Annotated in this window: 21 protein-coding genes; 16 read left to right on the top strand and 5 right to left on the bottom strand. The window is 55.6% G+C overall.

Translation table 11 applies throughout. The features are described 5' to 3' along the window. Positions 1–15: 15 nt before the first annotated feature. A complete protein-coding gene (locus MWU49_RS06830) occupies positions 16–1,791 on the top strand; it encodes an acyl-CoA dehydrogenase C-terminal domain-containing protein (RefSeq protein WP_246969812.1) in 1,776 nt (591 codons plus the stop codon). 319 nt (positions 1,792–2,110) lie between these two features. On the opposite strand, the gene MWU49_RS06825 is transcribed toward MWU49_RS06830, so the two are convergent. After that, the gene (locus tag MWU49_RS06825) at positions 2,111–2,746 is read right to left on the bottom strand and encodes an endonuclease (protein ID WP_246969809.1); all 636 of its coding nucleotides are present in this window, start codon (positions 2,744–2,746) and stop codon (positions 2,111–2,113) included. Positions 2,747–3,403: 657 nt separating this feature from the next. Here MWU49_RS06825 and MWU49_RS06820 point away from each other — a divergent pair. The 13 genes from MWU49_RS06820 to MWU49_RS06760 all read left to right on the top strand — a co-directional run bounded on the left by MWU49_RS06820 (position 3,404) and on the right by MWU49_RS06760 (position 14,515). Then, positions 3,404–3,580, top strand: coding sequence for a Flp family type IVb pilin (locus MWU49_RS06820; RefSeq protein WP_246969806.1), 177 nt, complete (start codon positions 3,404–3,406; stop codon positions 3,578–3,580). 44 nt (positions 3,581–3,624) lie between these two features. Next, on the top strand, positions 3,625–4,140 hold the full coding sequence (locus MWU49_RS06815; RefSeq protein WP_246969803.1) for a prepilin peptidase: 516 nt from the start codon (positions 3,625–3,627) through the stop codon (positions 4,138–4,140). Positions 4,141–4,184: 44 nt separating this feature from the next. Next, positions 4,185–5,033, top strand: a complete 849-nt coding sequence (gene cpaB, locus MWU49_RS06810; RefSeq protein WP_246969800.1) for a Flp pilus assembly protein CpaB — start codon at positions 4,185–4,187, stop codon at positions 5,031–5,033. A 105-nt stretch (positions 5,034–5,138) separates the two neighbouring features. Then, positions 5,139–6,569, top strand: coding sequence for a type II and III secretion system protein family protein (locus MWU49_RS06805; protein WP_246969797.1), 1,431 nt, complete (start codon positions 5,139–5,141; stop codon positions 6,567–6,569). Between the two features lie 88 nt (positions 6,570–6,657). Further along, positions 6,658–6,810 (top strand): hypothetical protein, encoded by a 153-nt coding sequence (locus tag MWU49_RS06800; RefSeq protein WP_246969794.1) that lies wholly within the window; start codon positions 6,658–6,660, stop codon positions 6,808–6,810. Positions 6,811–6,828: 18 nt separating this feature from the next. Next, the gene (locus tag MWU49_RS06795) at positions 6,829–8,184 is read left to right on the top strand and encodes a pilus assembly protein TadG-related protein (protein WP_246969791.1); all 1,356 of its coding nucleotides are present in this window, start codon (positions 6,829–6,831) and stop codon (positions 8,182–8,184) included. Then, positions 8,150–8,653 carry a TadE family protein gene (locus MWU49_RS06790; RefSeq protein WP_246969786.1) on the top strand — a complete coding sequence of 168 codons (504 nt, stop codon included), beginning with the start codon at positions 8,150–8,152 and terminating at the stop codon, positions 8,651–8,653. The genes MWU49_RS06795 and MWU49_RS06790 overlap by 35 nt, the downstream gene beginning before the upstream one ends. Further along, on the top strand, positions 8,643–9,143 hold the full coding sequence (locus MWU49_RS06785; protein WP_246969783.1) for a TadE/TadG family type IV pilus assembly protein: 501 nt from the start codon (positions 8,643–8,645) through the stop codon (positions 9,141–9,143). Before MWU49_RS06790 ends, MWU49_RS06785 begins: the two co-directional genes overlap by 11 nt. A 221-nt stretch (positions 9,144–9,364) precedes the next feature. Continuing rightward, on the top strand, positions 9,365–10,357 hold the full coding sequence (locus MWU49_RS06780; RefSeq protein WP_246969780.1) for an AAA family ATPase: 993 nt from the start codon (positions 9,365–9,367) through the stop codon (positions 10,355–10,357). A 27-nt stretch (positions 10,358–10,384) separates the two neighbouring features. Next, positions 10,385–11,686 (top strand): CpaF family protein, encoded by a 1,302-nt coding sequence (locus MWU49_RS06775; RefSeq protein WP_246969777.1) that lies wholly within the window; start codon positions 10,385–10,387, stop codon positions 11,684–11,686. A gap of 9 nt (positions 11,687–11,695) precedes the next feature. After that, positions 11,696–12,682: a type II secretion system F family protein gene (locus MWU49_RS06770; RefSeq protein ID WP_246969773.1), complete on the top strand. Its 987-nt coding sequence runs from the start codon at positions 11,696–11,698 to the stop codon at positions 12,680–12,682. A gap of 15 nt (positions 12,683–12,697) precedes the next feature. Continuing rightward, positions 12,698–13,654, top strand: a complete 957-nt coding sequence (locus tag MWU49_RS06765) for a type II secretion system F family protein (protein ID WP_246969771.1) — start codon at positions 12,698–12,700, stop codon at positions 13,652–13,654. A 96-nt stretch (positions 13,655–13,750) separates the two neighbouring features. Further along, complete coding sequence (locus MWU49_RS06760) at positions 13,751–14,515, top strand: tetratricopeptide repeat protein (RefSeq protein ID WP_246969769.1); 765 nt, start codon at positions 13,751–13,753, stop codon at positions 14,513–14,515. A 2-nt stretch (positions 14,516–14,517) separates the two neighbouring features. Here the strand turns inward: MWU49_RS06760 and MWU49_RS06755 are convergent, their stop codons facing one another. Together MWU49_RS06755 and MWU49_RS06750 are read right to left on the bottom strand one after the other, a co-directional pair. Continuing rightward, on the bottom strand, positions 14,518–15,216 hold the full coding sequence (locus MWU49_RS06755) for a 4'-phosphopantetheinyl transferase superfamily protein (protein ID WP_246969767.1): 699 nt from the start codon (positions 15,214–15,216) through the stop codon (positions 14,518–14,520). Between the two features lie 75 nt (positions 15,217–15,291). Next, a complete protein-coding gene (locus tag MWU49_RS06750) occupies positions 15,292–16,557 on the bottom strand; it encodes an oxygenase MpaB family protein (RefSeq protein WP_246969765.1) in 1,266 nt (421 codons plus the stop codon). 87 nt (positions 16,558–16,644) lie between these two features. Here MWU49_RS06750 and MWU49_RS06745 point away from each other — a divergent pair, with 87 nt between their 5' ends. Then, on the top strand, positions 16,645–17,259 hold the full coding sequence (locus MWU49_RS06745) for a TetR/AcrR family transcriptional regulator (RefSeq protein ID WP_246969763.1): 615 nt from the start codon (positions 16,645–16,647) through the stop codon (positions 17,257–17,259). Between the two features lie 36 nt (positions 17,260–17,295). After that, positions 17,296–18,228 (top strand): DUF808 domain-containing protein, encoded by a 933-nt coding sequence (locus MWU49_RS06740; protein ID WP_246969761.1) that lies wholly within the window; start codon positions 17,296–17,298, stop codon positions 18,226–18,228. A gap of 26 nt (positions 18,229–18,254) precedes the next feature. On the opposite strand, the gene MWU49_RS06735 is transcribed toward MWU49_RS06740, so the two are convergent. Together MWU49_RS06735 and MWU49_RS06730 are read right to left on the bottom strand one after the other, a co-directional pair. Next, positions 18,255–18,425: a hypothetical protein gene (locus tag MWU49_RS06735; RefSeq protein WP_246969758.1), complete on the bottom strand. Its 171-nt coding sequence runs from the start codon at positions 18,423–18,425 to the stop codon at positions 18,255–18,257. Between the two features lie 28 nt (positions 18,426–18,453). Continuing rightward, positions 18,454–19,455 carry an AraC family transcriptional regulator gene (locus MWU49_RS06730; protein ID WP_246969756.1) on the bottom strand — a complete coding sequence of 334 codons (1,002 nt, stop codon included), beginning with the start codon at positions 19,453–19,455 and terminating at the stop codon, positions 18,454–18,456. Positions 19,456–19,567 lie beyond the last annotated feature (112 nt).

Raw genomic sequence — 19,567 nt, 5'->3', positions numbered from 1 at the left:
TCGGGAGATGTGCAAATGGCGACCTATAAAGCGCCCCTCGAGGACATGCGTTTTGTTCTCAACGATGTGTTCAAAGCGGACGAGCAGTGGGCCACTATGCCTGCTACCGCCGAGGTAACCCGCGACCTGTCTGATGCCATTCTGGAAGAAGCAGGCAAGATGACCGAAGGCCTGTTGTTCCCTCTGAACCGGAACGGTGACGAGCAGGGCTGCAGCTGGAACGATGGCGATGTGACCACCCCGGATGGCTTCAAGGAAGCCTTCAAAACCTTTGCCGAGAACGGCTGGACCGCTTTCTCCGGTAACCCGGAATTCGGTGGCCAGGGCATGCCGAAATCCCTGGCGGTGCTGTTCGAAGAGATGATGCACAGCGCCAACTCTTCCTTTGCGCTGTACCCGGCACTGACCAGCGGCGCCTGTCTTGCCATCGATGCGCACGCCTCTGAAGAGCTCAAGGCCCAGTACCTGCCCAAGCTGTACAGTGGAGAATGGGCCGGCACCATGTGTCTGACCGAGCCGCATTCCGGTACCGATCTGGGGATTGGCCGTACCAAGGCTGAACCCAATGCGGACGGTTCCTACAGCATCACCGGCACCAAGATCTTTATCACCGGTGGTGAGCACGACCTGACCAGCAATCACATTCATCTGGTGCTGGCCAAGCTGCCGGGCGCACCGGAAGGCTCCAAAGGAATTTCCCTGTTCCTGGTGCCCAAGTTCCTGCCAGACGCGGACAACAACGCCGGCGAGCCGAACGGAGCCACCTGTGGTTCTATCGAGCACAAGATGGGCATCAAGGGTTCCGCTACCTGTGTGATGAACTTTGACAATGCCAAGGGCTGGATTATCGGAGAGCCGAACCAGGGCCTCGCTTGCATGTTCACCATGATGAACTACGAGCGTCTGTCCATTGGTCTGCAGGGTCTGGGCCTGGGCGAAGTGAGCTACCAGAGCGCTGTGGAATACGCCCGTGAGCGTCTGCAGGGCCGTAGCGCCACCGGTGCCAAGAACCCCAATGGTCCGGCGGATCCGATCATCGTACATGGTGATGTGCGTCGTATGTTGATGAATATGCGCGCAATCAATGAAGGTGGCCGTGCACTGGCTGCCTACGTGGGCATGCAGCTGGATGCCGCCAAGTTCAGCGACGATGCTGACGTCAAGAAGAAGGCGGATGATCGCGTCGCACTGCTGACACCGATCGCCAAGGCGTTCTTCACCGATCGTGGTCTGGAAACTACCATCACCGGCCAGCAGGTCTTTGGTGGTCACGGCTACATTCGTGAGTGGGGCATGGAGCAGTTCGTTCGTGACTGCCGTATTTCCCAGATTTACGAAGGCACCAATGGTATTCAAGCGCTGGATCTGGCGGGTCGTAAAGTGGCCCGCAATGGCGGCAAGTCTGTGGATGCGTTCCTGACCGACGCCAATGCCTGGCTGGAAGCCAACGCCGCCAACCCGCAGCTGGTTGACGTGGTTGAGCCGGTGAAAGCCGCTCTCGCGCTGCTCAAGGAAGCCACTGGTGAGCTGCTGGCCCAGGCCGGCGATAACCCGGATGCCATCAGCGCCGGTGCGGTGGAGTATCTGGATATCTTTGGTTATGCCCTCTACGCCTGGTTGTGGGCGCAGATGCTGGCGGCTACCGATGGTCGTGACGACGACTTTGCCAAGGCCAAGCGCATCACCGGTCAGTACTACTTCCAGCGCTTCCTGCCCAAGGCAGAAGCCCTGTTCGCCCAGCTGAAGGGTGGCGCCACCACCATGATGAGCCTGGACGACGAGTTGTTCTGATTGAGGGACGCTTCATGCAGCACGCAACACGCTGCAGGCTTAAAAAACCGCACCTTTTGGTGCGGTTTTTTTTTGCCGCTTCGCGGCCGCAACGGGCAGCACGCTTCACGCAGCACGCGGAAGGCAGAACCGGAGGCGCTGCACCGTGGGGGCGCTTGTGCCCTTTAGGGTATGCCTGCTCTCGAATGGTTTGGTCGAGTTTGGGAAAGATTCGTTTGCAAGCAAGCGCCCACAAGTGGCAAGAGCTTGCTGCTTTTGAATAGCGGCGAGGTCCGCCGCCTTTGTGTGTTGCCTGTTGCGTGAAGCCTGTAGCGTCTCTTTAAGGGAACTGATTATTAAGGGGGGAGGAACCCTTCAATGTGTCGGCCTTGCCGGGATCATCAATGAATGGATTGCGGACGCCCTGGAATTTCTCGATCTCATCATTACGGAGCATTTCAGCTTCATCCACCGGATCTTCCTCATTCCAGCGCTGATACATTTCCAGCGTGCCCAGTAGCGGCAGCTTGTAGCGGTCATGCAGGTACAGCATGGCCCTGGCTACATCGCCTTTGGCGTGAGCGGGTGGCTCGAAAACCTGGAACGACTGCTGATAGCCGCACTCGGCATCGGCGGCAATATTGTCAGGCAGATCGCCAAACAGGGTGCGACGGCGATCCAGTTCAACCTTGGTGGTCACGGGAAAGCGGCCGTGGCGATCCTGTTGTGCGGTGGTGAAGTCCTTGTTGTTGCGGCAAAGCCGGCTGCTACGACAGCCAAAGTGCTTGGCCAGGCGCCGATCATCATAGATGTTGTCGACGGAAACGCGGCCGTCAGCACGAAAGGCTTCCTGACAGTAAAGGGTCTTGCCCCCTTCAGGATACAGTTGCTGGATAAACTGCTCATCCTGATCACCTGCAAGACATTGCCCCACAAGAAAAAGTGCCATGGGCACAATCAGTGAAAACTTATTCATATTGTGATTCCGGTCACGTTTCTGTCCCCCATATTAGCCCCCAAAGCCGGGGTGACAGTTCCATACAATGTATACCTTGAGGATGGGCGGTGCCAATTGGTTGATGAGTGGTTGTCGAACAATCGCTGTTTCGATTAGTCCTCAACGGTAATGATCTCGGCAACATAGCCCACACAATAATTGCTACTTAGGTAATGAGGGTGTGAAGCAGCACTGAAAAACCAGGAAATGTGGTTAAGAAAAATTGTCAGACAGGAATTTAGAACTTTTTTATATATGTATTTATTTCGAACTAAATTCGCGATTTTTCTTCCGGTCCGTCAATGCTGATCATTTTTTAACATGTGGCTTACTGTAAAGAAAATAAAACGTTTATTTTTTCAATAAGTTATCATTTTTTTGGGGTTTTTGCCTGATTTGGGGTATGTGTAACTCTTTGATTTTGTTGGTATTTAACAATAAGAATTTAGTCTTATAGTCTAAAGAGTAGGTGACGTGTTACAGAAAAAAATTTTAGGAAACATCAAAGACGTACTTTCCTGATCAGGATCAAGTAATCATGGGTATGTTCGCATTGTTTATGTGATACGGTTTGCAAAGACCGGCATTTTTACAGTGCGGTCAAAAATGGAGAAAACAGTGTCTGGAGGACAGATCATGAAGAGCTTGATTACTCGTTTCCTGAAAGAAGAAGACGGCGCAACCATGGTGGAATACGCGATCCTGGTAGCCCTGATTTCCGTTGTTGCCATCGTCATCATCGCTTCGGTGGGGACAAAGGTAAATTCGGCGTTTACCGAAGTCGATACCCAGCTTGGTAATGTCGGGTCATAAGATTCACCACCAAGTAAACGGATGAATCGAGGGGAGGGGCTAACATGCTGGTTGTGTGGCTTGCTGCAATTTCAATTGCTCTCCCCTCAATTTTTTTTGATTGCAGGGAGAGGCGCATTCCCAATGCGCTGATCGCGTCTGGTTTGCTGCTTGCGGTATCCGCTGTTTTGTACGATGGGGGAGTTTCATCGCTTGCAAATGCCCTGCTTGGAGGGCTGGTCGCCTTTCTAGCGGGTCTGTTTTTCTGGTTGATTGGCTGGTTGGGTGCAGGAGACGTCAAATTGATCGGCGTATTCGGCATCTTGATTGGCTTGCCTGAGGCTGGCGCTTTCCTGATCAATGTGGGTTTGACTGGTGCCGTATTGGCCCTGACCTTCCTGATTTGGAAGGGGGGGGCTCGTACCTCATGGCAAAAGCTGAATTACATGTTGGTAAGCAAGGAATATCAGCTTGCTGCAGAGAGTTCCGGGGAAAATGGGCAGCAATTGCGATTGCCATACGCTATCGCTGTCGTTGCCGGCGCATTTGCAACGATGCTGGGGTTGTCGCCTATCGGATGAAATAATGTGCAAAGCATGGAGCAAACGGGGAAAGGAGATTCCTGATGCAACTTCGACCAATACTGATTTTGCTGGTAGCCATTCTACTGGGTGGTATTACCGTCTATCTCGTGAATCAGTTTCTACAGCAGGAAGTGACCAGCCGAACGGGTGAGCGCATTGTGCGTACCGTGCCGGTGGTGGTGGCGTCGACAGACCTGAGCAGCGGCACCCGTCTGGACGAAGTGCTTCTGGAGGTTGTGGCCTGGCCGGAATCCAGCCTGCCGGAAGGTGTGTTTTCTTCCAAGAGTGAGCTGCTGACAGACGAGCCTCCGCTAATTCTTACCCAAGCCGCCAAGGGCGAGCCGATTCTCAAGTACAAGCTGTCGCCCTACGGTGCCCGCGGTGGCTTGCCGGCAAAAATCCCGGAAGACAAACGTGCGATTACCCTGGCCACAAATGAGGTCAAAGGGGTCGGTGGTTTTGTCATGCCTGGTGACTATGTGGATGTGTTGCATACCACTACGTTTGGCCGATCGGATGAAAAACCGGTCACCAGGGTGATTTTGCAGAATGCCAAGGTGTTGGGTATCGATCAGCAATCCAGTGAAACGGAGACTGAGCCCAAGGTGGTGAACTCGGTCACCCTCATGGTCACCCCATACGATGGTCAGCGCATTGTGCTGGCGGCCAAGACCGGTGACCTGAATCTGATGCTGCGCAATGAATTCGATGCATCGATCCTGGAATCCGAAGTGGTGACCTACAAGGATCTGATGACAGAGGATACCGCACCCACCAAGGTCAAGGTTGTGCGCAGGGTGCGTCGTGCCCCGCCGAAGCCTCAGGTTGAGGTGATTCGCGGTCTGGAAGTGAAGAGCCAGACTGTTAAAGAAGGCCAGGTCCAGGAATAAGGCGGGTGCGCCCGCCAGTACCAATTCTTCATGGAGGAAGGGACGATGATGTTTTCCAAGCAACCCTTGCGGTGCGTGGCAAATCAGGGGCTGAGGTTGCTCCTGGTGTTATTGGCCACAGTGGCCGCTGGTGTGGCCTCAGCGGCTGAGCGATACGAACTGCAATTCAGTGATGGATTGCAGAAAGAAGAGCTGACGCTGTCACTGGGCAAGTCACAGATGATCTACTCACCGTCACCGCTGGATCAGGTGGTGATCGGTAACCCTGAGATTGCCGATATCAAGCTGTTGTCTTCGCGTCATGTTTTGATTCTGGGTCTCAAGCCGGGACATACCAATCTGGCCTTCCGGGATCAGAACCGGAATCTGGTGGCCTTGATGGATGTCATCGTTGGCTATGACATGGAGCAGATGAAGCGGCGCATCTATGAGTTGATGCCGGAAGAAAAGGGCATCGAGCTTCGCGGTTCCAATGATCAGGTGATTCTCTCCGGCAAGGTGTCCAGTGTAATGGCCATGGAGCAGGCGCTTTCAGTGGCGAGAAGTTTTGCGTCCAAAGAAAAGGTCGTGAACATGCTGGAGGTGGGTGGCGGAACTCAGGTAATGCTTGAGGTTCGTATCGCCGAGATCAATCGTAATTCGTTGAAGGAACTTGGGGTCAATCTTGAGCTTCTGGATACGGATGGCGCCAAGGCTATCGCCGCATCCACGTTGAATATTCCCAATAACATTCCTTTCCTTAATGCCGTTTTCACTGACACTTCTCCGGGTATGGGGCTCAATAATCCGTTGAGAGCAACGTTGCGGGCCCTGGAGCGTCAGGGTTTGGCCAAGGTGTTGGCAAAGCCGAATTTGACGGCACTCTCTGGCCAGGAAGCAAGCTTCCTGGCAGGTGGGGAAGTGGCAATTCCTGTCGCGCAGGATGCCAATGATAACGGCACCGCCACGATCACCGTGGAGTACAAGGAGTTCGGTGTCGGCCTGAAGTTCATTCCCACTGTGCTTTCAGACAGAAGCATCAATATCAAGTTGAATGCAGAAGTGTCCGCAGTAGATGAAGCCAACGGCTTCCAGGCATCCGGCTTCAATATTCCCGGATTTGTTACCCGCCGTACTGGCACCACTGTGGAGATGGCAGATGGTCAGGCGTTTGCGGTAGCTGGTCTGATCCAGAACGATTCCAACAATGTGATCAACCAGGTGCCTGTGTTGGGAAGCATTCCTGTGCTGGGTGCATTGTTCCGTTCATCTGAGTATCGCCGTCGGGAAAGCGAGCTGGTGGTTATTGTGACTCCGCGTCTGGTAACGCCGAAGTTGATGGATGATTACGCCATGCCCACTGACGTGTTCATCCCTCCCACCGATCTGGATCAATACCTGCTGGGCTTCCTTGAACATCGTCCCTGGACGAACCGCCACAAGGAAGAGGACGAGCAGGAGAAACAAGCAACCAATACATTGGCAGCTGCAGGTCCGGACGGTGGTCTGCAAGGCAGCTATGGTCACCAGCTTCGGGAGGTAGCCAGCTATGAATAAGTTCTTGATGTTGCTGACAATCGTTCTGGTTTCAGGTTGCGCAAGAGAAACACTGCGTGGCGATATGGGATACAGCACGGACAGGAATATGGCGGCACAAACCATCAATCCGGAAGCGGCAGAGATGGACCGCGGAGTCATCAGTACCCACGGTGCCAAAATCAATATGGGCGTAGAGAGATACCTCAAGGATGACGGTACTGTGGAAGAAGGCCGCATCGTTGAGGATATTTCCAACTAAGCGCAGGAGAGTGTTGCCATGAAACGTCGGCAGCAAGGTGCATATCTGGTCATGATGACGGTGCTGATTGTGGTGTTGATCGCAGTCGCTGCACTGGCCATTGATGTAGGACGCCTGTTGCTGATGCGAACGGACATGCAGAATGCGGCAGATGCTGCCGCCCTGGCGGCTGCTGCGGAGCTGGATGCGGACAGCAATGCCCGCGCCCGTGCCCGTGCGGCAGCCAGGGATCTGCTTGAACACGATGCTCGCTTTGCCCGGGTTTCGGAATTGCTGGGTGCGACGGGTCTGCCCGACGACGCATTCGAATTTTTCTGCGTGATTGGTAGTGAAACGGATGTAGATCCTGCGGTAACTGGATTCACTGACTTCTGCTCGGGTTCCCTTGTGGAAACTGACAAGTATGCGGCGACCAACGATGAAGATACTCATTATGTGCGTGTCACGCTTGATCCAGAACTGGTTGGAGACGGAGATCGTTTTACCGCCGACCTGATCTTTCTTCCCGCCTTGAGGGCATTTGGTATTGATGTGGCGGACACCGCCTCAGCGGTAGCAACGGCATTGGCCGGCCGTAACTTTTTTACCTGTAACTACCCGCCCATGGCCATGTGTGATCCCTGGGAATCAGAAGGCTCACATTTCCGGGATGAAATGGAGGTGGGGGCGCACATCCAGATGCGGCAGCAGGGAGCGAATCAGTGGAGTAGTGGTAATTTCGGCTTTCTGCAGCCCCCCAATGCCGGCCCCGGCGCGACAGACGTTTCCGAGTTTATTGCCAATGAAGGTGGGCTGGGATGTAACCCGGCAACCTTTACCACACAGACGGGTTCCATGACCAACAAGACCCGTGGGGGCTGGAATACCCGTTTTGGTATCTATGATGGGCCGAACCCCTTCCAGAACTATGACGCGGATTATCCTCCAGCGCCGAATGTTGTGGGATATCCGCTGGATAGCGGTACCGACTCTGTTGACAGCCGAATTGGTGATGGACTTTGGGATGTGGTGGGTTATTGGGCCGCGCAACATGGCGGTGTGATTCCCGGTGGATGGAACAACGCCAACCCTCCATCCCGATACGAAGTGTATCAGTATGAGATTGCCAATGGTCTGCCAACGGATGGCACTCCTGATGACCCGGCTGGCGATGCGGACCGGCGCGTAATGAATATGGCTGTACTCAGTTGCGAGGCGCTGGGAATCACGGGAGGGAAAAAGTCCGGTGTGATTTTTCCGGCGGATGGATTCGCCAGAATGTTTCTGGTGAGGCCTGCTGAGGGGCCGCCGAATTTGACCTTTTATGGCGAATTTATCGGCTGGGCGCAGGAGAATGATGATGACTATCATGTCCAGATTCAGCTTTACGAATAGCGCCAGGTACCAGCGAGGCGCAGCATTGGTGGAATTTGCGCTTCTGCTTCCCCTGATGGTGGTTATTGTTTTTGGTATTACCGAACTGGGACGGGCGATCTACCAACAGAATACGTTGAGTAAATCCGTTGCATCGGGCGCGCGTTACATGAGCCGTTCTGTGCAGAGCGTAGATTCTGATTGTAGTCAGGGCAGTAACTGGGCTGCGTCTATTGCCAATGCTGCCAATCTGGTTGCGTTTGGCCGCCAGGCAGGCGGTGTCGACCCGCTATTACCGGAATTGGATGCCAGCGATGTGAGCTTTTCCCTTCAGCAGCGCACAGTGACCGGTGGTGGAAATGCCTGTGTGCTGACGGTCACGGCGTCGGTTCCGTTTCAGGCTATTTTTGGTGAAACCCTGATTCCTTTTCTGGATCTGGATCCCATCATCCTGAATGCCACAGTTGAGGAGCGCTATCATGGTGAATAAAACTGTGAAAAAACGCTCCCAGGGTGGTGCCGTGATGGTGGAGATGGCGCTGACACTCCCAGTTTTCCTGTTGCTGGTGTTTGCCATCATCGAACTGGCGCTGGTGATTTTTGACTTCACCCGAGCCGTTGATGCCACGCGAGCAGGGGCGCGATATGCCATTGTGAATGATCCGGTTACTGATATTTCCACTCTGGATTGTTCTTCAGTCACGGAGGTGACGGCCACCTGTGATTCGGCGGGCTGTACTGACTTGATGGGCAAGATGACGGCGCTGTATCGAAAACTGGAAGAAGAAAATGTGGCGGTTCGCTATGGCTGTTCGTCAACGGGGTTTTCGGGGAACCCCAATCCGGTGCGTGAAGTGTCGGTTTCGATCACTGGCCAGGAGTACGAGTTGATACTGCCGGCGCTGATCGGCTTTGAATCAACCATTACCTTGCCGCCTTTTACCAGTACCAGGGTGAGCGAAGATATGTACACCCCTTAATGTTGTGGGGATGAGAGGGTAGTTATATGACACAGGGTGTGATTGTTGCACTGATTTACAGAAACGAGACGACTAAGTCTGAATTCGCACGGTTGGTTACGGGGGCGAAGGCCGGTTTCGTTGCGATTCCTGTGGGCGCGAACGAGGAGCTTTCCGAAAAGATTCGGACGTCAGGTAGCCAGGTCGTTATTTTTGAAGCTGGCGATGAAGTTGAAGCGGATGTGAGTCAGCTTCAGTCATTATCTCGCGAGTTCCCCAAGACAGAATTTTTTGCCTGCCATTCCTCTCCTGATGTGAATACCTTTCGAACCTTTATGCGTGCCGGTGTGCGTGACGTGTTCTCTCTACCTCCTGCAGAGCAGGATGTGATCAGGGAGCTGGAGCGCGTCGGTGCGAGTGTCGTCCAGGAAGGTGGGCAGCGGAATGGCAAGGTGATTTCCATCATCAACAGCAAGTCTGGCAGTGGTGCGACCACTCTGGCGGTGAATCTGGCCTGTGACCTTGCCGAGATGGATGAAAATCTGAAGGTGGCGCTGGTGGACATGGATATCCAGTTCGGCAGCGTATCCCTTTACCTTGATGTGAAGTGGCAGTCCAACGTCATGGAAGCTTTCTCCCAGTCGGCGAGGCTGGATGGGACCATGCTCAAGTCAATGATGAGCCAGCATGATTCCGGTGTGTTTGCTCTGTCTGCGCCATTGAAGATAACCCGTCTCGATCGTGTCAGCGCCATGGATGTGAAGAAATTTCTGGAGGCGGCACGGGAAAGCTTTGATGTGATCGTTCTGGATCTCCCCCGGGTGATCAATGAATGGACCGAAGAAGTGCTGCGTAGCAGCGACAGCATTTATATGGTGATTCAGCGCAGCCTGGCGGTGATCCGTGATGCCCGATTACTGACGACTTACTTCCACAGTGCGGGTATCAGTGATGACAAGGTTACCATCGTTGATAACCGTTACCGCTCCAAGCATGCCGCGGTAACCGACAAACAGATTCAGGAAACGCTCAGGATTGAGCGCATTGTGCGGATTGCAAATGACTATGACACCGCCATCGGTTCCCAGGAGCGCGGCGTGCCACTGTCACGTTATGCGCGATCCAGCCGGCTTGCCAAGGACGTGAATAGCCTGTCTCAGGCAATTCTGTTTGAACTGACCGGTGAAGAAAGGGAGTCCGGAGGGTTTCTGGATCGGTTGATGGGGCGACAGTAATTCGCGACAAAAGAAAAGGAGTTCACCATGTTTGTCAGCGACAAGAATGGACAAGAAGTAGATTTTAGTGCGGCACAGAAAAAGCTGCATGCGATGCTCATGGAACGCCTGGACTTGCGGGTGTTGGAGCGTCTGGAAGGGCAGCAGGTTCATGAGCAGATCCGTAATGCGGTAAGGGATCTGCTCAGTGAGAGTGGCTTTGTTCTCAACGAGCATGAAAAGACGGCCTTGATCGACAATGTCGAGAATGAGGTGCTGGGGCTTGGGCCACTGGAGCCGCTTCTCAAAGACCCGTCAGTGTCCGATATCCTCGTCAACACCTACAACGACTGCTATGTGGAGCGCCACGGTATGCTGGAAAAGACCAGCGTCCGCTTCCAGAGCAACGAACACCTGATGCGCATCATCCAGAAAATCGCCGGTGCGGTAGGGCGCCGTGTGGATGAGTCCAGCCCCATGGTGGATGCGCGCCTGGCAGACGGCTCCCGGGTGAATGCCATTATTCCGCCGCTGGCGGTAGATGGACCACTGCTGTCCATTCGTAAGTTTGCCGTGGACCCTCTCACGGTGAAGGATCTGATCAACTTCCGTTCCATCACCCAGCCAGTGGCGGACTTTCTCAAGGCGGCGGTGCTGGCGCGAACCAACATCCTTATTTCCGGGGGTACCGGCTCCGGTAAAACGACTCTGCTTAATGTGGTCTCCGGTTTTATCCCGCACAACGAGCGTATTCTGACCATTGAGGACTCGGCGGAATTGCAGCTGCAGCAGCCTCATGTCGGTCGGCTGGAAACGCGCCCGCCAAATATCGAAGGCAAGGGCGCAGTGATGGCCCGGGATCTGGTGCGAAATGCCCTGCGTATGCGCCCCGACCGTATCGTGGTGGGTGAGGTGCGTGGTGAGGAAGCCCTCGACATGCTCCAGGCCATGAACACGGGCCATGATGGTTCCCTGTCTACCATTCATGCCAACTCGGCACGGGATGCGATCTCCCGGCTTGAGCACATGATTGGTATGGCCGGTGTTTCCATTTCTCCCAATGTGATTCGGCAACAGATCGCCGCGGCACTGGATCTTATCGTGCAGACTGAGCGGATGTCGGATGGCCGCCGGGCGGTAATCAGTGTCCAGGAGATTACCGGCATGGAGCAGAATGTGGTCAACATGCAGGAGATCTTCTACTTCAAGCGCCACGGCATCGACGAAAATGGCCGTGTGAAGGGCGAGTTCCGGGCCAGCGGTATCCGTCCGATGATGATGCAGCGTATCCGCGAGCGTGGTATTCCTCTGGATGAGAGCGTTTTTGATCCTGATCGTGTTTACGAGTAGGAGGGGGCCATGATTAACGAAAATACAATCGTTATTTCGATTATCACTTTTCTGGCAGTAGTGGGTGCCATTGAGGGGCTGTACCTTCTCTATCGTTCCATGAATGTGGGCAGGACCCATGCGGTCGGCAAGCGCTTGAGAAACTTCTCCGCCTCCGGGATGAGCAATGAAGAAGCCATGTCTCTTCTCAAGAAGAGGATGCTGAGCGAAATCCCCATCGTTAACCGTATCCTCTCGGCATTTCCGCGATCACATTCCATGGACCGAATGCTGGTGCAATCCGGTGTCGACTTAACCGTTTCGCGTTACATCCTTATCCAGTTATCGCTGGCATTGCTCTTGTTCCTTTTGCTTTTCTTCGCGCTGGATATGTTCTGGTTTGTCGCGTTGCCCATTGCCATGTTGGCAGGGTTTTATCTTCCTTATGCCTACATCGCCGGGAAAACCCGCGAGAGGGCTACCGCAGTTTCGTCACAGTTGCCCGATGCGCTGGACTATCTGGCCAGAAGCCTGCGTGCCGGAAATCCATTTTCGGCGGGCCTGAAGCTGGCAAGCATGGAAATGAATGATCCTATTGCGACCGAGTTTGCCACGACCTTCGAGGAATTGAACTTCGGAGTGGATATCGAAGACGCCCTGGACCATCTTTCCCAGCGAACCCGTAGTGACGAAATGCGCTATTTCATCACCGCGGTGCTGATACAGAAATCCACAGGGGGTAACCTGGCGGAGGTAATGAATCGGTTATCTTCGGTAATGCGGGCGCGGGCCAGAACCCTTCGCGAGATCCGTGTATTGGCAGCGGAAATGAAGCTGTCAGCAAATGTGTTGATTGGCCTTCCGTTTATTGTGGCGGGTGCGTTGCTGGTTCTTAATCCGGGTTATCTCAATATTCTTGTGGAGACTTCTCTGGGATTTATGGTGATCGGCGTTCAGATCCTGTTAATGGTCGTGGGCTATATCATTATCCAGCGGATGGTGAACTTTCGGGTTTAAACAGGGAGAGATGTCATGTTTGAGGGTGTGAACCTGTCGATAGTGATCATGGTCTGTCTGTTTGCGCTGACCGTGTTGCTGGTTGCCGCTCTGGGGAACTGGTTGTTCAGTGGCCATGGCACCGTAGACCGGAGACTGAGAGAAATTCAGGGCCTGGCCCCAGTAGAAAAGAAGAAGGACAAGACGCCAACCGAGGATGGTCCCTTCAAGGTGAAGTGGCTAAAGCCCGTGGCCAATCTGGTCGTTCCGGATGACAGATGGAAACAGTCGAGAATCCGTGCCAGTCTGGTGCGGGCAGGGCACCGCGGTGAGCAGGCTGTCAGTGTTTTCTATCTGTCCAAGGTGTTTCTGGCTCTACTTCTGCCGCTGCTTGCCATTATTCCTTTTGTCGTCAATCCGACGCTGGTGGGTGAGCGGCTTTGGGTTGTCGTGGCGCTGGTAGTTGCTGCCGTGCTGGGATTTTTCTCTCCGGATATTTACCTGCATCACAAGGAAGAGGCGCGTAGACAGCATCTTGCTGAAGTCTTTCCGGACGTGCTCGATCTGCTGGTGGTATGTATCGAGGCGGGTTTGAGTCTGGACGCGGCGATCAAACGTGTCGGCGAGGAGTTTCGCCATGCCTCCCAGGACATGAGTGATGAACTGTTGCTGTCAACGCTGGAGATTCGCGCTGGCAAGGCTCGTAATGAAGCACTCAAATCCCTGGCGGAAAGGACCGACCTGGATGAAATGCAATCGCTGGTTTCCATTTTGATACAGGCGGAGCATTTTGGGACCAGTATCGCTGATGCACTTCGTGAACACGCAGACGATATGCGTGATTTGCGTATTCAGACGGCACGGGAAAAAGCCGCCAAGCTGCCGGTAAAAATGGCATTGCCGATCCTTCTGTTTATTTTTCCTGCATTGTTTCTGGTGATTCTGGGACCTGCGGCAATTCAGATTTACACTGGCTTTATCGGAAAAATGTGAGGGCGGGTTGTTGTGAGAGAGCGTGCGCTTGTTTTGTTCTTCGCATCTATGCTTTTGGTGTCAGGCTGTGCCAGCAAACCAGAGCAGGGCGATCTGGTGCTGGAACCACAGTCGCCAGAGGCACAATACGCTGAAGGTGAGGCGGCCCGCAGCCGTGGCGATTATGGTGCGGCAATGGCTTCTTTTACCCCTCTGATCGAACGCGAAGACGAGTGGGCGCTGCGGGGCAAGCTGGCCATCGCCAAACTCACCCTGGACAGCGGTCAGAATCGGGAAGCACTCAAAGCCTACTCAATCCTGCTGGAAGAGGATCCTGCACTGATCGAGGCCCAGGAAGGCAAGGGCCTGGCGTTGCTGGGGCTCGGCGACGTGGAAGCCGCCCGGGAGCAGCTGCTGGCGACCAACAGCAATGAACCTTCTCGCTGGCGCACCCTCAATGGGTTGGGTGTCGCGGCGGATATGGACACCGACTACGAAGCGGCAGCTCGCTGGTATGGCATGGCGCTGGAAAGTGGCGGGGACAATCCGCTGGTGATCAATAATGCCGCCTATTCACGAATCATGGCGGGTGATTATGCTGCCGCCGAAAAACTGCTACAGCGAGCTCTGGTTCGCTACCCGAAAGAAGACCGTCTGCGTAACAACCTGGCCATTGCCCAGGCGCGGCAGGGTAATTACCAACTGGCAATCAGCACCTGGAAGCAAAGTGTCGAGCCGGCGGAGGCTGTCAATAACGCTGGCTACATTGCCTACCTCAACGGCGATCTGGAACAGGCGAAAAAGCTGTTTCGGCAAGCCAGCGACATGTCTCCCCGCTATAATCCCGGCATCGCCAGAAATCTGGAACTGGTCGGCGAGTAGTCTCAGCGGGGTTTCGGCAAGGCAATCCAGCTGAGTACGCTGTGTTGCCGCTCCCGCCAGCGGAACGGAATCTGTGTCCCCCGTGGCCACTCCTCAGACAGGGTGCGTAGCAGTGTCAGGCTGTTGGGCTGGCGGCGTACCGCATCGTGAAAATAGAAGCGCTTGCCGGTGAGCGGATAAAGCGCTTTGAACAGGCTTTCCTTGGCTGAGAAGATCAGCGTCAGCCGGTTGGCTCTCTGTAATGGGCTCATGCCAGCCAGCGCCTTCAGTTCTTCCTCGGTGAGCAGCTCCCGCTCCAGGCGAGCCGCCCTTTCCGGGTTCACCCAGCATTCCGTGTCCAGTCCGACAGTGAGCCAGTCCCTGGCGTCTGCCACCATTACCTCGGCGACACCGTGACTGTGGGTGATGCTGCCCAGGGTGCCCTCCGGCCAGGCCGGAGAGCGGTCACTGTTCAGTCCCGGCAGGCCATCAACACCTAGCTGTGCCAGTGCTGCACGGGCACACCAGCGCCCGGCGAGATACTCTGCCTTGCGTTTGGCTACCGCATTGGACAGTGAGGCATGCAGTGTAATGCCTGCCTCGCGGAAACTGTCGTCGCCAAGTTTGTCGGCATCGAACTGGCAGCTGACACGGAACAGCCCGGCAGCCACTTCCTCGAGTTTCTGGTGAGACAGGCAGTCAGGGCGGGTGTAAGAAGACATGGAAAACATCGGGCTGCGAAACCAGTTCTGACTATAGCAGACCAGGGTGATGCTGGCAGCGCAGCCCGCTCAGGTTTACTTCAAATGGGCCGGGTGCTCCTTGTCCGGTTGCAACAGGGATTGTTGCCGTTCCCCGAAGTACTGCTGCAGTTCAGCTTGCTGGCGCTGTTGCTGCTGTTGCCGGAACATTGCCAGGGTGCGGCCGCCCCGGATACGGTGGTAAAGGATGTTCAGGAAGCGGAACGGGGCTGTGATCAGTGGGAACCAGGGCAGGGTAAAGAGTGGCAGGCCCAGCTGCCTGCGCTGCCGGAAGCCGAGAATCATGGAGGCATTACTGAGGTGCACTGCGCGTAGATAGCGACGCCGTAGCGGCTCGGCAAAGCCCGGCCATCGGGAAGGCCCCAGATGGCGTTTGAGCGGCTCTTCGGCAAGCGCCTGCCCCATCTGTCGTATCTTGTCGTCCGGCAGGCCATGGGTCAGAAAGGTGTGGTACAGCTTGCGCAGACCATCGCCTTCAGTGGTGGCCAGGCGGCTTTCGTCCACGCCCATGAGCCAGCCGATATAACGCCACAGGTGCATGATCGCCCGTGAGTCCTGGCGCCGGAACGGTACCCCGAACAGGCGGCAGCCGCTGAGGCTGGCAGGACCGAAGGCCAGATAGGTGGCTTGCATGTCCACCTGATTGATGGGGAGTCCCCAGGTGCGGGTGTCCCACTGTGGCTGGTTACCAAGGTGGTGGCGGATCAGGGCATGAATCATGCGTACCTTGATGGTGCTGGCAAAGCCGGGCGCGTACCGTTTCATGCCACCCTTGCTGGTCACATCCAGCAGCCAGGTGCCGGTTTCAGCCAGCCGCAGGCTCACATCCTTGTGTAGCGAGCCGCTGCGAGACAGGGTCTGGTTCATGCTGTTGAAGTACACGTAGCCGCCCATGAGGGCGAAATCCCTGAGTACGTAGAAGGCCGCATCACTCCCCAGCTGCCGGGCTGAGACCCCTCTCTCCAGGAGGGCACGGTCAAGCCATTCCGGATCCCGGTCTACCACGGTAAAAAAATCACGGATCGCCTGCGGCGGGTTGTCCAGACTGTCCACGCCGTTCTCCAGCGCCTGTTCGAACAGGGCTTTTGCTTCCCGCGGGCCATAGGCAAACATCCACTGGACCACGGCGTCCATGGCCGGGTCCCCCTGGAACAGGCCGATGTTGAGTTGCTCCCACTCGGCCCGGCTCGGTGGCAGCGGGCGGCCGAAAATCCATTTGCTGATCATGTCAGGCAGCCAGCGCTTGCCGGCTTTCTGCCAGGGAAGCATACGGGCGGCTGTGGGGATGGTGTGACCGGTCATTGGGGGGCTCCCTTGTTATTCGATGTCTATGGGGTTAATTTATTGCGAGTATTTGCTCGTGTTCAACTCGTCTTTTGCGGAGGCCCCATGCGCCGGATACCAAGGCAGCAGCGCTCGCGGGAAATGGTGGCCCGCATTATCGACGCCGTGGGCGAGGTGCTGGCCGAGCGGGGGCTGGACAATATGACCACCAATCATGTGGCCGATGCCGCGGGCGTTAGCATCGGTTCGCTTTACCAGTACTTTTCCGACAAGGACGAGCTGGTGGAAGCGTTGCTGGAATCGCTCAGCAAAAGGGTGACGCGGGACTTTCACCAGCAGTCGGTCAAGCTGAACATGAATACCTTGCCACTGCGCCAGCTGGTGGAGCTTGCGATTCGCTATGGCATGCAGTCGATTCGCACCAATCCGCTGATGTATGAGCTGGCACGCAACTGGCAAAGGTTGCCATTCGATCGCTTGCTGGAGCCGTTGAGTCAATTTTTCCAGGTGATGGCGCAGCCGTATTTCTTGAAGAACTACCAGAATTATCCGGTGGAGAACCTGCAGGCCAAACTTTATGTGCTGGTACACTCCACACTCTTCACCTCGGTGCATTACCTGGTTCAGGATGTGCCGACCATTAGCGAAGACGAACTGATTGCCACACTTACCGAGATGATTGTCGGTATGCTGGAGCCGCCGGCCACCGGGGCGGGTTGACGCGCCGGCACGGACAAACAGGACAAGGAGTTTCAAATGGCAGGTACCAGTCTGCTGGCACTGATTGATGACATCGCGACACTGCTGGATGACGTCTCCGTCATGACCAAGGTGGCAGCGAAAAAAACCGCCGGGGTATTGGGGGATGATCTGGCGTTGAATGCCGAGCAGGTTTCCGGGGTCAAGGCTGACCGGGAGCTGCCAGTGGTGTGGGCGGTGGCCAAGGGCTCCGCCGTGAACAAGTTGATCCTGGTGCCCAGCGCCTTGCTGATCAGTTTTTTTATCCCCTGGTTGATTACGCCCTTGCTGATGATTGGTGGTGCCTTCCTGTGTTTTGAAGGGGTGGAAAAGCTGGCTCACAAGTTCTTCCACAAGGACGAAGCCGAGAGCCATCACCAGCAACAGCTGGAAGCGGTAGCCAATGAAAAAGTCGACCTGGTGGCGTTCGAGAGAGACAAGATCAAGGGCGCGATTCGCACCGACTTCATTCTTTCTGCAGAGATTATCGTGATTTCACTCGGTGCCGTGCAGGCGGCCAGTTTTTCCGTCCAGGTGGCTGCCATCTGTGCCATTGCGGTGATCATGACCATCGGCGTTTATGGCCTTGTGGCCGGTATCGTGAAGCTTGATGACGCGGGGCTTTATCTGGCCCGAACCGCGCCGCAAGCCCCCGGCGCCGGTATGCGCATCGCGCTGGGTAAAGGCATTCTGGCCGTGGCGCCCTGGCTGATGAAAACGCTGTCTGTGGTCGGCACCCTGGCCATGTTTCTGGTCGGCGGCGGGATTCTGGTGCATGGCATCCCGGGCTCCCACGACGGGATCCACCACCTGCAGGAAATGGTCGCGCCGGTGGCCTTTGCCGTGCCTCTGCTGGTCAATCTGATCGGTGGTGTGATTGCCGGTATGGTGGTATTGGCGGTGGTCAATGTGGTGTCACGGTTGCGCGGCAAAGAGGCCGCGGCACACTGAGCGGTATGCAGGGGGGCTGGCGCCAGTCAGTCCTCTTTCAATGACAGGCCGCAGGCCTTGATCAGCTGAATAGCACGAATTTTCTTCCCTTCTTCTAATGCTGCCTCCACGGCGGAAGCTGCTTCATCTTTGCCCACTTGGCGAAGCGCCCTGATGACATCCTCCCAGGTTTTCAGCTGTGTCTTGTGTCCATCCATGGGGTTCTCCGGGTAATGGGTTAATGCATCAGGCGAGATTGTCTGGCCGCCACTTTGACGGGGGCACACCAAACCAGCGACTGAAGGCGCGGGAAAAGGCGCTGAGATCCGCATAGCCGAGCAGGTCTGACAGCTGTGTGACTTGTAGCTGTGAATCGCGCAGGTAACGCAGCGCCATGTTCTGGCGGGTATCGTCCAGCACCTTCTGGAACGATGTGCCTGATTCGCCAAGTCGCCGTTGCAGGGTACGCCGGCTCATGGCCATGCAGTCGGCCACCTGGTTCACTGTGACTCGCCCCTGGGGGAGCAGGTCGCGCAGCAGGTTGCCCACATAGCCGGGCAGTTCCAGATCGGAGAGCCGCTGCAGGGTATCAAGGTGTTCACGAATCACCTGGTGCAAGGCGGGATCGGCTTCGCTGAGTGGCAGGTCCAGTTCGTCTGGGTCAAGCAACAGCGCGGTGGTATCGCTATTGAACTGGGGGGCGATGCCCAGCAGGTCACGGTAGGCGTTCAAAGGCGCCTGGGGGGCATGCTCAAGCAGCATGGGATGTGGCTTCCAGTTATGCCCCATCAGTGTCTTCAGCAGCTTTCTGCCGACCCCCAACGCCAGCTCGGCACCATGGTTGATACCGGGTTGCTTGGGGTCCAGCACCCGATAGGCCAGCTGGATCTTGTCGCCATAGGGGCTGACTTCCACATGCGCAGCGCCCATATGCAGGTGAAAGTACTGGCGCAGTTCGCTCAGTGCCTCGCCTACGGTGCTGGCGTTGTTGAGCAGATAGACAATCGGCCCGAGTACCGTAATCCCTTGCCGGAGCCCCAGTTTCATGCCGAACAGGGGCTCATTGGCCTGCTTTGCGCTCAATTCCAGCAGTGCCAGAAAACGCCGGTAGGACACCAGCCCTTGCAGGTGGTCCAGGGTGTTTTCCGGGAGGCCGACCTCCTTCAAGAGCGACTTCCAGGGCAGGTCATACTCTTCCGCCAGAGAGTCAAAACCATACAGCGCGGAGGCTCTTGCAAAGTCCTGCATACGTGTTTGACCTCCTTGAGAATATTACGTGTATACCTGGCGCAAAATGCTAAATCATTGGCGCACTTTATCAAGTTTGGCTGCTTTTTTCAGCGCAGTATGTGGTTCTCCA

It is taken from the genome of Alcanivorax sp. S6407, assembly GCF_023016115.1.
Lineage (GTDB): Bacteria > Pseudomonadota > Gammaproteobacteria > Pseudomonadales > Alcanivoracaceae > Alcanivorax.
This window is presented reverse-complemented; position numbering and strand designations above follow the sequence as displayed.

Bases quoted from the DNA above. Each gene is read 5' to 3' on its own strand.
- MWU49_RS06830 (WP_246969812.1), top strand. From the start codon at position 16: ATGGCGACCTATAAAGCGCCCCTCGAGGACATGCGTTTTGTTCTCAAC.
- MWU49_RS06825 (WP_246969809.1), bottom strand. From the start codon at position 2,746: ATGAATAAGTTTTCACTGATTGTGCCCATGGCACTTTTTCTTGTGGGG.
- MWU49_RS06820 (WP_246969806.1), top strand. From the start codon at position 3,404: ATGAAGAGCTTGATTACTCGTTTCCTGAAAGAAGAAGACGGCGCAACC.
- MWU49_RS06815 (WP_246969803.1), top strand. From the start codon at position 3,625: ATGCTGGTTGTGTGGCTTGCTGCAATTTCAATTGCTCTCCCCTCAATT.
- cpaB (WP_246969800.1), top strand. From the start codon at position 4,185: ATGCAACTTCGACCAATACTGATTTTGCTGGTAGCCATTCTACTGGGT.
- MWU49_RS06800 (WP_246969794.1), top strand. From the start codon at position 6,658: ATGGCGGCACAAACCATCAATCCGGAAGCGGCAGAGATGGACCGCGGA.
- MWU49_RS06795 (WP_246969791.1), top strand. From the start codon at position 6,829: ATGAAACGTCGGCAGCAAGGTGCATATCTGGTCATGATGACGGTGCTG.
- MWU49_RS06790 (WP_246969786.1), top strand. From the start codon at position 8,150: ATGACTATCATGTCCAGATTCAGCTTTACGAATAGCGCCAGGTACCAG.
- MWU49_RS06785 (WP_246969783.1), top strand. From the start codon at position 8,643: ATGGTGAATAAAACTGTGAAAAAACGCTCCCAGGGTGGTGCCGTGATG.
- MWU49_RS06775 (WP_246969777.1), top strand. From the start codon at position 10,385: ATGTTTGTCAGCGACAAGAATGGACAAGAAGTAGATTTTAGTGCGGCA.
- MWU49_RS06770 (WP_246969773.1), top strand. From the start codon at position 11,696: ATGATTAACGAAAATACAATCGTTATTTCGATTATCACTTTTCTGGCA.
- MWU49_RS06765 (WP_246969771.1), top strand. From the start codon at position 12,698: ATGTTTGAGGGTGTGAACCTGTCGATAGTGATCATGGTCTGTCTGTTT.
- MWU49_RS06755 (WP_246969767.1), bottom strand. From the start codon at position 15,216: ATGTCTTCTTACACCCGCCCTGACTGCCTGTCTCACCAGAAACTCGAG.
- MWU49_RS06750 (WP_246969765.1), bottom strand. From the start codon at position 16,557: ATGACCGGTCACACCATCCCCACAGCCGCCCGTATGCTTCCCTGGCAG.
- MWU49_RS06745 (WP_246969763.1), top strand. From the start codon at position 16,645: ATGCGCCGGATACCAAGGCAGCAGCGCTCGCGGGAAATGGTGGCCCGC.
- MWU49_RS06740 (WP_246969761.1), top strand. From the start codon at position 17,296: ATGGCAGGTACCAGTCTGCTGGCACTGATTGATGACATCGCGACACTG.
- MWU49_RS06735 (WP_246969758.1), bottom strand. From the start codon at position 18,425: ATGGATGGACACAAGACACAGCTGAAAACCTGGGAGGATGTCATCAGG.
- MWU49_RS06730 (WP_246969756.1), bottom strand. From the start codon at position 19,455: ATGCAGGACTTTGCAAGAGCCTCCGCGCTGTATGGTTTTGACTCTCTG.